Origin of the sequence: Paracoccus angustae, assembly GCF_042648745.1 — a bacterium.
Lineage (GTDB): Bacteria > Pseudomonadota > Alphaproteobacteria > Rhodobacterales > Rhodobacteraceae > Paracoccus > Paracoccus angustae.
The window spans coordinates 1-11,978 of record NZ_JBHRXY010000060.1 but is presented as its reverse complement, the minus strand read 5'-3'; the positions used below and the strand labels follow the sequence as shown (position 1 = coordinate 11,978).

Here is an 11,978-nt window from a genome sequence, read left to right as displayed (position 1 = left end):
CTCGTCGATCTTGTCCCGATCAATCTCCATGGACTGAGCATACTACGGTCAGACTGGGGCGGGAATCGGGCGGTTACAGATGATCTCTGACCGCATCGCCGACATGATGGCTACTGAAAAACCGGGGCCTCTCTATATGCACGTCCCTGCGGACCGGCCTGAGTCATGGCACCTCCAAATGACGGCGGAAAAGCGAGTCATTATTAATCAACAGGGCAGAACGGTGACCCAGTGGAAACAGGTCCGGCCCAGGAACGAGGCTTTTGACTGCAGGAAATATGCATATGCGGTTCTTGAGGGGTCCCGGAGGCTTGCTGCCAGGGTTAAGTCGAGAACCCTCTCTGCGGCGCTTCCCGCTCCGGCTCTGAGCATTCCCTTCTCTTCCGAACAGCAGGGCGACAGACCGGCACCGGCGCCTACCCCCAAGCCCCGGCCCGCGGCCCCGCGCCCCAAGCCAAAGGTCCGCAAATCCGCCCCCAGGACCAGCATCTGGGGTCGCTGATCTAAATCGCGTAGCTGGGCACCAGACCTTTATTGGCTTTCGGCCACCGCTTCCCGAAAACGGTCAGCATGAGATCGTCCAGCGCATCTACAATCGCTGACACGGACTTCTCCGCATCTTGAGCAGTAATTCTAGCCTCCTCTTTCGGATGCATTATTCCGTTTCGAATACCGACGGCGCCAGCGAAAGGCGGCCACCATGCTTTACCCTTGTCGAACTGCACCCCTGAGAATTTCCAGAACAGGAACATCAATCTGTCGTCGATCGAATGAAATCTTTGCTCAGCAAGGCAAGGCTGACCCCGGATCAGTTTAACCGACTTCTCCTGCATGATGGACTGTTCGAAAACATCGAAATTCCTGCTCTCAATGAAATGTTCGAAGATGTGGGTCAGCATGCCTTCGAGACAGGAGAAAGCGGCCGCAACAGCCATTTCTGCAAACGACTTCTCGAGATCTGGATCGCCAGCAGTCCTCGCACGCTCCAACAACGCTTTCGAAAACTCGAAGCGCCGGTTCGCGTCGACAATAATCGGCTCCATCAGATGGCTTCTTTCTTCGCCTTCGCGTCCAAGATCGCAGCCTTGGCGTGATAGGCAGCGATAGCCGCCGCAATCATCTTGTCGGAGAAGCCAGATCCTTTTTCAGCCTGGATCCAAAACAGCTCGACAAACCGGCCTCTTTCCTTGGGATCTGTCCGGTATCCCAAGCCCCGATATTGCTCGGGATCGGTCATATGCTTTCCTTTTACCAGCAGGGCAGCCCTCAGCGGGTCCGGCTTGCCTTTTTCCTTCAGATCGAAGTGCTTCTGTAGCCGGACCTGATTCTGTGAAAGGAGGCCGGCCACGAACGCCCACGCTGACAAGATAGCGTCGTTCATGGCCTTCTCTGCGAAGTCAGGGTTGCTAACCTTTGATGTGCTGTTCTTTCCGAAAGACTGACGCTGCTTGTCCACTAGGGCCTGAAACTCCCGGCCGGCCCTTTCTAAACCCGGATCATTCCATAAGTCCGGATACTGCTTTTTGATCTGTTCCCATTCTGGAACTGTCCTGACGCCGGTCTTCGGGACTTGGGGTGTTGTCTCAGTCTGATCGAACGTCTCGCCGATCTTCTCTTGGCCGAGGAAGTAGTTAATCACGAAGGAGCGGGCTTGGCGGACCGATATCGAGCCACCCCGCTTCCGCTTGTCAGCAAAGTCTTCCTTCTCTCCTAGAATTCCGACCTTCTGGCACCAGGTCCGCAACTCGGCGCCGGAAACCGTTTCGAACATGCGGTCGAGAAGATCTCGGGACACCTCGATGTTGGTGTTTGATATGACCTGAACGTCAAGCCTCTGCTCAGTATCCAAGGCGAAATAGACTTTCACGCCGTGAATGCCGTTGACTGTCCATTCATCGAACGCATCCTGGATCGCACCAAATCGGTGCTGACCACCTACGACCTTCAGCGGCTTCGGATCCCCCGCGATGAACTCGCACACGATGTTGCTGAAGGTCCTGCCTAACCGCGCGTCGAGAAGCATCTGCTCGTAGGCGGCATGATCTTCCACAAGATCACGGTTCGCCCGGTAGTCTGCAGATGCCTCAGGGTCCAAGGGTGTGTCGGGCGTAGTTTGACTGACCAAGTTCTCAGCCGTCACATGGCATTCGCAGTAAAGAGCGCCCGTCTTACCATCAGCGAATATCTGGATCGGCTTCTCGACTGGCTGGAGCAGCTTGATGAACTTTTCAACATCTCCAGACTCGAGCAGCTCATCAACTTTTTCTTCAGGTATTTCGTGCGCGACAAATGCTTGATCGACCATGACTGTCCTTAACCGGATGTCCCTGCTGGACATTTTCTGCATCTTGCCGCGTTGCGACGGCTCGTCAGAATATTTGAACAACTTGTGTCTGACCGCAAGAGACCGAAAATCCTTTCATTTCATGAGGTAAAGGAAAATCCTCTGAACAAAACCCCCGGCGGCCTGGTCAGGGGTTTCAGCCGTATCGGCGATCATGGGGCATCAACCCACGCAAAGGATTGCCTGATGCATATCGAGATCAACGCCAAGGTCCTGGCCGCCGCGGCTACCGCCGCCGCCAAGGTCGCAGGAAGGAAAACAGCGGTCGCGCCGATCTACCACCATGCTCTTCTTGAAGCCGACGCCGCTGGCCTGACCATGACGGCGGTCGATGACCGCGTGTCGCTGCGGCGCCGCGTCGGAGTCGAGCATGTCCACCGTGCCGGTGACGTCTGCCTTCCGGCCGATACGCTGTCCGCGCTGGCAGCCAAGATCCCGCCTGCTGCTACCGTGTCTCTCGAATACGATCAGGACGCGTCGTCCGTGATGCTGTCGTTCGGAAGGGCAAGGCATGAAATTCCGTGCATGCCGGGCGAGGAGTTTCCGCCTATCGCTTCAGACTCCTACGAGTCCTCGGTGGAAGTTGACGCCGCCGGGCTGAGCTATGGTCTTCTAAGCTGCGCTCCTTTTGCCGAGAAAGACATCGAGCACGTGACCTATGCGTTGGCCGGCGTCCACGTCAGGAAGACCGGCGGCGCGGTGGAAATGATCGCTGCGAGCAAGATCGACGAGGCGGTTCCCTTCATCGAAATGGACGATCCGGATCTTGTGGTCATAGACGATGAGGATGCTACCTCGTCGGTATATGGCTCTCCGATCAGCCCTGAGCAGCTTGAGCTTGCCTTGAAGTCGGCGCGATCAAGAAGCTGACTTCCGGGAAGAACGAGAAAGGCCCCCTCAAACGGGGGCCTTTTTGCATTTCCAGGCGCTCTCTCTCGCGGCCCTCATGACCGATCACACGTGCGATCGGCGACGAAGGCGCTCTCAGGGCAGATTTGTGGGGTATCCAGACACCTCAAATGGCCTTTAGCGGGGCATGCAGCGGTAGAAGCCGCCATAGGCGACCTTGTCTTGCTCTTCGTTCACCGCCCGGCAAAGGCCTTCAGAATTGAATTTCGCACGCTGAGCCTCGGCCGCGCGGCACCCGCCGTTGCCCGCGTTGCAGGACTCGACGAGGCCGTTGTAGCCGTCAATCGCCTCGCGATCAGCGCGCGAAAACCCGTCGGCGCCAGCGCCGTTGCCGGTCGCCGCATAGAAGAAACCGGCCAGAACAGACAGTGCGACCAGGGCGGCGACGATCAGGAGGCGTTGCTTCGGGTTCAGCATTTTTAGTCCTTTCAGAAGGGGTTGGGGATGATGGAATAGAGACTGGTGACGATATCCAGCCAGTCGGCGACGGCCGGGGCCTCGGCCCAGACGAAGGCGGCGGCGACCAGGAGCCTGTCAGTGAAGAGGGTCTTCATCATGCTGCATCTCCTCCGCTTTCTCGATGGCGCGCCGGATTGTCCGCAGATCGACCGGCCGTCGTTCGGCGTGATCCGACAGCATCGCGGCTAGGGCGTCCGCGACCTCGGGAGCCAGGCGGCCGGAGGACATGGTGCGGGTCACGTCTGCCACTTCGGCACTGCGGAAGGACTCCAGACGAATGATCTGGACACGCGAAAGAAGCGCAGACGGGAGGCCATTGAGGGTGTTGCTGGTCATGACCCAGCTGACATGCTGAAGATCGAACTCGATGCCGTAATACGGGCACCTCCACCGCGCCGCCGTTTCCGGCTCAATCATCCCGAGTAGAGCGCCATGGATGCCGGGCAGAATGGTGCCCTTCTCGGTTGCCGTATCGCGGCCGCCGCGGTCGATCTCGTCGATGATGACGAGGGGGTTCGCGACCCGCTGCTCGAGAATAGCGCGGACCACGGCGCCGGCGTGGCCCGACCCCCAGCCCCTCTCGGCGCCGGTCACCGCGAAGATCCCGCCTCCCGACGATCCTACATCGACAGTCACAGACGGAAGACCGTATAGGTGCGAGATCATGTGAAAGATCGTCGACTTACCAATGCCCGGGGGTCCGAGGAGTAGCGTCGGTTGGACATGGAAAGCCTCGCCGCGCTTGGCGCGCTGGCGCATCCTCTTCATGAAGGGAACGGTGACGCGGCTCATCCAGGGCATCTTCGAGTGGACACTGGCGATGATCTCGTCGGCCTCATCCGGCGTGACGATTCCGGTCAGATCGACGCCACGGGACGCGGCCAGGATCTGATCCCTCTCTTCCTCGGACTTGATCCAGCCGAGATCAGGCACGCCCCGTGTCCTAGCCGCATGAAGCTTCATCGCCCTTCGGGCGAGGCGCTTCTTGTCGTCCAGGGTGATCAGATCGCCGAACGGAATTTCATCGTATACGGCCTTCTGGGCCTCGGCCGGGCTCATGTCCGATACGTCACCAACTCGGGAAGAGATCTGCTTGACGCGCAGTTGTTCCAGATGTGCGGTCAGGCGGTCCCGGATCGAGGCCGCCTTCATCGCCTGCTCCGGCGCGCGGAACGGCAGCACATGCGTTCGCTTCGTCGATCCCATTCGTCACCCCTTCCCGAAAAGCGGGAAGGCGTGAACGCGCCTACCCGATCAGCTTGCTGATGAAGCCGATATCGCTATTCGAGAAAGAGGGCGCATGGTGTTGATCATGCGCCCATTATAGCCATCGGTGATTCGTGAGGCAATCAGAAAACGCGGGGCAGCCGTTCGATCGCCTTCAGCATGGCCGCTGGCGTGGCCTCGGACCCGTAGACCTTAGATGTGATGCTGTCGGGAGTATGCCCGATGATGGCTTTGATCGTCCGGTCTCGCACGTCGTCCATCCCTTCGAGAAGATCGATGACGCTGTGCCGGAAGCTATGGAAACACCTCTTCGGCAGGTCAGATGACGGCAGGCGCTCTTCAAGAACCCTGCGCCAGTTGTAGGCGATACATTCGCCCAACGGTCCCCCAGCAGTCTTGCGATACATGTCGTCAAAAAGCAGGCCATCATTCTTTCGGAGGTCGAGGATGCCCAGCTCGAGAAGGTGAGGATGAACCGGAATAAGCCGCGTCGATGCGTCGGTCTTCACCCCTCTATGCTCATTCTCTCGGATGTCGAGGCACCAAATGCCGTCCACCTCCCGAAGGTCTTTTGTGTCCAGGCCCGCAATCTCCTCGCGACGGGCGCCGGTGTAAGCGGCTACCAACGGCAACCAGAACAGGCCGTCCTTGATAATGTTCGGGCCGGGCCGGTGCCGGCGGGCAACGTTCTGGCAGCCCTGCCAGACCGGGGATTGGAAGATGGACTTGATGTGATCCTGGGTAAACGCGAGGCGGTCTGCCCTGGACTTCTTCGTCCTCTTCCGCCGGAGGGAAGTCGGCTTCAGCTTCGGGTGGATTTGCAGGCCTTCATCATCGGCGCGCTTCACCAGCATGGAGAAATTGGTGAGGATCCGGTTCACGGTCCCCACGGCTAAGCCATCGGACCGACCTTCTGCCTCGGCCTTGGCCGCGATCTGCTCCAGGGTCATCTCGCGCTCGGACGCGCTCTTGCGATAGGACGGCGGCAGGCGGTCGAGCATCGCGCAAAGGGCGACGACATGGTGCTGTCTCATCTCCCGAATATCGGTAACGCCCGTCGCCTCCGCGATCAAATCCGCGCATTTCTGAAGTGCCGCGCACGTATCCGCGTTGGCCGCTCCGGTCCTGAGCTGGACTGCCACGAGCCGGTCAGCGACAGCGCGGATCGAGGGATCGACACCAGCAGGCGCTTCCTGCTCTTCCCGAACAGGCGCGGGCGTGGGCTGTCCGACAACGGCCGCCAGGAGACCACTGTCCGACAAGGACCCTCTGATCACCGCAATGGCTTGCTCTAGCGTGATTTGTTGGTTGATCATCTGATCCCATACCCTTTCCGAAGCTGCAGTCATAAGGACGGCAATCCGGCGGGCGGCTCGCGGGCACGATGTGCCGAGTGCGATTTGGACGATGACCCCCCCGGACTTTCGTCTCCAGGAGTACTACCGTCCTCGGCGGATCAGATGGGTTGCGATAGCCATGGGCAGCGTCCTTGCTTGGACGGCCCCGCCATGTCACCGGGGTGACATCGCGCGATTCTCAACCTGGGTGTCACCCTGTCTTGGGACTACCCTTCTGAAATCGTAGCAAAAAATTAAATCTTGGCTCCGGCGGTAGGGATCGAACCTACGACCAATTGATTAACAGTCAACTGCTCTACCGCTGAGCTACGCCGGAACACGGGGGCCGTATAGCAATGCCGTCCGGGGGCGTCCAGAGGGAAGCGTGACGTTTTTTTCACAAAATCAGAAATTCCGCGTCCGGGTGCAGATCGCCCGACGGCGCCACGGCGCCCAGCTCCGTCAGGGCCAGAAGATGGGCCAGGACGTTGCGGGCCGCGGCGGGCAGAAGGGCGGGCGGCACGTCGTAGATGCGCCGGGCAAGCGTCCCCGCGTCCGCCGGGCCGTCGCGCAGGGCGGCCAGGATTTGCGCGGTGCGCTGGCGGCGATGGGCGGCCAGTTCCGCCAGTCGCCCCGGCGGATCCGCGATCGGGTCGCCGTGGGCGGGCAGCAGGCGGCCGGGGCCGATCTGCGCCAGACGGTCCAGCGTGCGCAGGTAATCCGCCAGGTCGCCGTCCGGGGGCGAGATGATGGTGGACGACCAGCCCATCACCACGTCGCCGCAGAAGATCCGCTCTCCCCACAGAAAGGCCAGGTGCCCGCCGGAATGGCCTGGGGTGTGCAGCGCGGTCAGGCGCCAGTCCGAACCCTCGACCACGTCGCCGTCGCGCAAGGCGATGTCGGGGGCAAAGGAAAGGTCCAGCCCCTCGCCCCCGCCGGTGGCGCCGCCGGCAAGACGCCGCATCAGGGGCGACCGACCGGCCAGGGCATCGCCGAAGGCCAGCACGGGCGCGCCCGTCATCCGCGCCAGGGCGGGTGCCCCGGCGCTGTGGTCCCGATGCGCATGGGTCACCAGGATATGGCTGATCCGCCCCCGCCCCGCCTCCCGGATGGCCGCCAGATGGCCGGGATCGTCCGGGCCGGGGTCGATCACCGCGACCTGCTCGCGGCCCAGCAGAAAGGTGTTGGTTCCCGGCCCCGTCAGCGGCGAGGGATTCGGGGCCAGGATGCGCAGCAGGTCTTTCGTCGGTCCGTTCATGCCGTTAGCCTTAGCACGACAGGCAGGGGTTTCCATGGCGAACCAGACGGAAGGCTGGCTCAAGGGCTTTTTCCCGCGCGGGCTTTACGGCCGGGCGGCGCTGATCCTGTTCCTGCCGGTGGTGGTCGTCACGCTGGTGGTCAGCGTCATGTTCCTGCAACGCCATTTCGAGGACGTGACCCGGCAGATGACCGCCAGCATGGCCCAGGAGCTGGCCTTTGTCGCCGCTCGGATCGAGCGCGCGGGCGGCCAGCGCGACGCGGGCCGCGAAATCGCCGTGCCCCTTGGCATCAGCATCGGCGCGCCCGAAACCGGCGTCCAGGGCGACCAGCGGCTGTTCTATGACTTTTCGGGCCGCGTGGTGATCGAGGAACTGCGCAGCCACCTGCCCGCCATCCGCGCCATCGACCTGGCGCGCGACGACAAGCGGGTGATCGTGACCATCGACGGACCCGCCGGACCCTATGCCCTGTCCTTCGACCGGCGCAGGGTCAGCGCCTCGAACCCGCATCAGTTGCTGGTGTTGATGGTCTTCACCTCGTTCCTGATGACGGGGATCGCCACGATCTTCCTGCGCAACCAGATGCGCCCGATCCGGCGCCTGGCCGAGGCGGCCGAGGAATACGGCAAGGGCCGGATCGTGCCCTATCGACCGTCCGGCGCCACCGAGGTGCGCAGCGCGGGGGCGGCCTTTCTGGACATGCGCAACCGGCTGGAGCGTCAGAACGAACAGCGCAAGATGATGCTGTCGGGCATCAGCCACGACCTGCGCACGCCGCTGACCCGCCTGCGCCTCGGACTGTCGATGATGTCGCCCGACATGGCCCCCGACAACGAGGAGCTGCGCGCGATGGAAGCCGACATCGCCGAAATGAGCCGCATGGTCGACGCCTTTCTGGACTATGCCCGGGACGAGGCGCAGGACAGCCCGCCCGAGCCGACGCCCGTGTCGGATTTCGTGGACAGCGTCGTGGCCGATGCGCGGCGGGCGGGCCAGCAGGTCACGCTGCGCCGACTGGAGGGCGATACGAACGGCCGGGCGACCTTTCGCCGCGACATGCTGCGCCGTGCGCTGGAAAACCTGCTGGGCAATGCCGCGCGCCACGGCACCCGCGCCGAACTGGACGCCACCCTGGGTCCGCGCAGCCTGCGCATCGGCATCGAGGACGACGGCCCCGGCATCCCCGACGACAGCCTGGACGCGGCGATGCGGCCCTTTACCCGGCTGGATCCGTCGCGCAACCGCAACGATGGCGGCGGCGCGGGCCTGGGCCTGGCCATCGCCGCGGACGTGGCGCGGGCCCATGGCGGACAGCTGCGGCTTGGCCGGGGCCGGCGGTTGGGCGGACTCAGGGCGGAAATCGTCATTCCGCGATAGGATGGCGGCGGAAATGCCGGGCATTTTTTGCGTCATATTGAATGCGGCGGGACACCTCCCTAGATTGTCGGAACGCAGGGGCCGTGTGTCGCCAAGACGGGGCCACGGCTTCGGGCAGAAAGGAACGCATAATGAACGAATTCGCTGCTTCGACCTATCCGGTGCTGCCTTTGCGCGACATCGTGGTCTTTCCCCACATGATCGTTCCGCTGTTCGTGGGTCGCGAAAAATCGGTTCGCGCGCTGGAAGCGGTCATGGAATCGGACAGCCCGATCCTTTTGGCCGCGCAAAAGGACGCCTCGGTCGATGAGCCGACGGAGGACGGCATCTACCGCGCCGGCGTGCTGGCCAACGTGCTGCAACTGCTGAAGCTGCCCGACGGCACCGTCAAGGTGCTGGTCGAGGGGCGCGAGCGTGTGCAGATCACGGATTTCGTGCCCAACGCCGATCACTTCGAGGCCACCGCCATCGTCATGGCCGAAACGCCGGGCGACCCCGCCACCGTGACCGCCCTGGTCCGCACCGTGGCCGAGGAGTTCGAGCGTTACGTCAAGGTCCGCAAGAACATCCCCGAGGAAGTCGTGACCGCCGTGGCCGAAGCGAAGGAGCCCGGCAAGCTGGCCGACCTTGTTGCGGGCCACATGGGCATCGCGCTGGACCGCAAGCAGGATCTGCTGGACACGCTGGACGTGGCCGAGCGCCTGGAAAAGGTGTATTCCCACATGCAGGGCGAAATGTCCGTCTTGCAGGTCGAAAAGAAGATCAAGTCGCGCGTCAAGACCCAGATGGAGAAGACGCAGCGCGAGTACTATCTGAATGAGCAGATGAAGGCCATTCAGAAGGAACTGGGCGACGGCGAGGACGGCCAGAACGAGATCGCCGAACTCGAGGAAAAGATCGCCAAGACCAAGTTCAGCAAGGAGGCCCGCGACAAGGCGGAAGCCGAGCTGAAGAAGCTGAAGTCGATGTCGCCGATGTCGGCCGAGGCGACCGTGTCGCGCAACTATCTCGACTGGCTGCTGTCCCTGCCCTGGGGCGTGAAGTCGCGCACCCGCAAGGACCTGGCCGCTGCCGAAAAGGTGCTGGACGCCGATCACTACGGCCTGGAAAAGGTCAAGGAACGCATCGTCGAGTACCTGGCCGTGCAGACCCGCAGCCAGAAGCTGAAAGGCCCGATCCTGTGCCTCGTCGGCCCCCCGGGCGTCGGCAAGACCTCGCTCGGGCGCAGCGTGGCCAAGGCCACGGGACGCGAGTTCATCCGCATCTCGCTGGGCGGCGTGCGTGACGAATCCGAGATCCGCGGCCACCGCCGGACCTATATCGGCTCGATGCCGGGCAAGATCATCCAGGCCCTGAAAAAGGCCAAGACGACCAACCCGCTGATCCTGCTGGACGAGATCGACAAGATGGGCCAGGATTTCCGGGGCGATCCGGCGAGCGCCATGCTGGAGGTGCTGGATCCCGAACAGAACGCGACCTTCGTGGACCATTATCTCGAAGTGGAATACGACCTGTCGAACGTGATGTTCGTGACCACGGCCAACAGCTACAACATGCCGGGACCGCTTCTGGACCGGATGGAGATCATCAGCCTGTCCGGCTACACCGAGGATGAAAAGCGCGAGATCGCGCGCCAGCACCTGCTGCCCAAGCAGATCGCGGCGAACGGCCTTCGCAAGAACGAGTTCGAGGTGACGGACGAGGCGCTGACCCATGTGATCCGCTACTACACGCGCGAAGCCGGGGTGCGCTCGCTGGAGCGTGAGATCGCCAAGCTGGCGCGCAAGGCCGTGACCGAGATCCTCAAGGGTCAGGTCAAGTCCGTGACGGTCGATGCGGCCAAGGCCGAGGAATACCTGGGCGTGCGGCGTCACCGTTACGGTCTGGCCGAGAAGGAGGATCAGGTCGGCGTCGTGACGGGCTTGGCGTGGACCTCGGTCGGGGGCGACCTTCTCCAGATCGAGGCGCTGAAGCTGCCGGGCAAGGGCCGGATGAAGACAACCGGGAAGCTGGGCGACGTGATGAAGGAATCGATCGACGCGGCGTCGAGCTATGTCCGGTCGATCGCGCCCCAGATCGGGATCAAGCCGCCGAAGTTCGATACGCTTGATATTCACGTCCACGTTCCCGATGGCGCCACGCCCAAGGACGGCCCTTCGGCCGGTCTGGCGATGGTGACCTCCATCGTGTCGGTCCTGACGCAGATCCCGGTCCGCAAGGACATCGCCATGACCGGCGAGGTGTCCTTGCGCGGCAATGCGATGGCGATCGGCGGGCTGAAGGAAAAGCTGCTGGCGGCCTTGCGGGGCGGCATCAAGACCGTGCTGATCCCGGCCGACAACGAGAAGGATCTGGCCGACATCCCGGCCAACGTCAAGGAAGGCCTGACGATCATCCCGGTCAACCATGTCCGCGAAGTCCTGAAGCACGCCCTGGTGCGCCAGCCCGAGCCGGTCGAATGGGACGAGGCCGCCGAGGAAGCGGCCGAAGCCGCCCGGGCGGCGGCCTCCCGGGACGAACGGTCGGCTGGAAGCGCCGTCGCACATTGAAGCAGAAGGGGCCGGTTCAGCCGGCCCTTTTCTTTTGGCTGGCATACCGCCTGCCCGAACACGTCAAGCTGCACAACGCACCTGCCGCTTTCGGGCGAGTTGTACCAATCGCCTTGATCTCTGACTCGCTCGGGATTTTCTTCGACCTGAAACTCTGGATCATGGGCTTCGGGGGATGGAGGCTTTGATGGCGGTTGAGATCACCCGCACGGATATGTCGGCAAGCGAACTTCGGGCGGCGGCGGCTTGCACAAAGGATGCAAAGGCGGCGCGGCGGATGCTGGCGATTGCTCTTGTTCTGGATGATGAGCCATGTCGCGCCATTGGTCCGAGCGACAATGGCGAATGATCGCAGAACAACGGCGGAGGCCCGCGGCATGGATCGGCAGACCCTGCGCGATCGGGTTCATCGCTCTGGGGCCTAGGCTCATTGCTTTTCACGGCCAGAACAAGACGGTTGCGGCGAGCATGATCGCAGAGAAGAACGTTTCCGGGCACCGGTCGTATCGGGCTGCAA

The 11,978-nt window shown here is 62.4% G+C and carries 12 protein-coding genes and 1 tRNA gene; 5 read left to right on the top strand and 8 right to left on the bottom strand.

Annotation, left to right across the window (positions count from 1 at the left end; genetic code table 11):
• Nucleotides 1–79: 79 nt before the first annotated feature.
• The gene (locus ACFOM8_RS21725) at nt 80–502 is read left to right on the top strand and encodes a terminase gpA endonuclease subunit (protein WP_377764477.1); all 423 of its coding nucleotides are present in this window, start codon (nt 80–82) and stop codon (nt 500–502) included.
• Between the two features lies 1 nt (nt 503).
• On the opposite strand, the gene ACFOM8_RS21720 is transcribed toward ACFOM8_RS21725, so the two are convergent.
• Complete coding sequence (locus ACFOM8_RS21720; protein WP_377764476.1) at nt 504–1,043, bottom strand: hypothetical protein; 540 nt, start codon at nt 1,041–1,043, stop codon at nt 504–506.
• On the bottom strand, nt 1,043–2,305 hold the full coding sequence (locus ACFOM8_RS21715) for a hypothetical protein (protein ID WP_377764475.1): 1,263 nt from the start codon (nt 2,303–2,305) through the stop codon (nt 1,043–1,045). Before ACFOM8_RS21715 ends, ACFOM8_RS21720 begins: the two co-directional genes overlap by 1 nt.
• A 225-nt stretch (nt 2,306–2,530) precedes the next feature.
• Here ACFOM8_RS21715 and ACFOM8_RS21710 point away from each other — a divergent pair, with 225 nt between their 5' ends.
• Nucleotides 2,531–3,214 (top strand): hypothetical protein, encoded by a 684-nt coding sequence (locus ACFOM8_RS21710; protein WP_377764474.1) that lies wholly within the window; start codon nt 2,531–2,533, stop codon nt 3,212–3,214.
• Between the two features lie 156 nt (nt 3,215–3,370).
• Here the strand turns inward: ACFOM8_RS21710 and ACFOM8_RS21705 are convergent, their stop codons facing one another.
• The 6 genes from ACFOM8_RS21705 to ACFOM8_RS21680 form a co-directional block, all read right to left on the bottom strand.
• Nucleotides 3,371–3,670: a hypothetical protein gene (locus ACFOM8_RS21705; protein WP_377764473.1), complete on the bottom strand. Its 300-nt coding sequence runs from the start codon at nt 3,668–3,670 to the stop codon at nt 3,371–3,373.
• A gap of 11 nt (nt 3,671–3,681) precedes the next feature.
• Nucleotides 3,682–3,810, bottom strand: coding sequence for a hypothetical protein (locus ACFOM8_RS21700; RefSeq protein WP_377764472.1), 129 nt, complete (start codon nt 3,808–3,810; stop codon nt 3,682–3,684).
• Nucleotides 3,788–4,918 carry an AAA family ATPase gene (locus ACFOM8_RS21695; RefSeq protein WP_377764471.1) on the bottom strand — a complete coding sequence of 377 codons (1,131 nt, stop codon included), beginning with the start codon at nt 4,916–4,918 and terminating at the stop codon, nt 3,788–3,790. The genes ACFOM8_RS21700 and ACFOM8_RS21695 overlap by 23 nt, the downstream gene beginning before the upstream one ends.
• Before the next feature lie 143 nt (nt 4,919–5,061).
• Nucleotides 5,062–6,255, bottom strand: coding sequence for a site-specific integrase (locus tag ACFOM8_RS21690; RefSeq protein WP_377764470.1), 1,194 nt, complete (start codon nt 6,253–6,255; stop codon nt 5,062–5,064).
• Between the two features lie 283 nt (nt 6,256–6,538).
• Nucleotides 6,539–6,613, bottom strand: a tRNA-Asn gene (locus tag ACFOM8_RS21685).
• Nucleotides 6,614–6,673: 60 nt separating this feature from the next.
• Entirely contained in the window at nt 6,674–7,534 is an 861-nt protein-coding gene (locus ACFOM8_RS21680; protein WP_377764469.1) for an MBL fold metallo-hydrolase, read from the bottom strand.
• 34 nt (nt 7,535–7,568) lie between these two features.
• On the opposite strand from ACFOM8_RS21680, the gene ACFOM8_RS21675 reads away from it, so the two are divergent.
• From ACFOM8_RS21675 to ACFOM8_RS21665, 3 genes are all read left to right on the top strand, one after another.
• Entirely contained in the window at nt 7,569–8,912 is a 1,344-nt protein-coding gene (locus ACFOM8_RS21675) for an ATP-binding protein (protein ID WP_377764468.1), read from the top strand.
• A gap of 131 nt (nt 8,913–9,043) precedes the next feature.
• Nucleotides 9,044–11,461: an endopeptidase La gene (gene lon, locus ACFOM8_RS21670; RefSeq protein WP_377764467.1), complete on the top strand. Its 2,418-nt coding sequence runs from the start codon at nt 9,044–9,046 to the stop codon at nt 11,459–11,461.
• Between the two features lie 187 nt (nt 11,462–11,648).
• On the top strand, nt 11,649–11,810 hold the full coding sequence (locus ACFOM8_RS21665; protein ID WP_377764466.1) for a hypothetical protein: 162 nt from the start codon (nt 11,649–11,651) through the stop codon (nt 11,808–11,810).
• Nucleotides 11,811–11,978 lie beyond the last annotated feature (168 nt).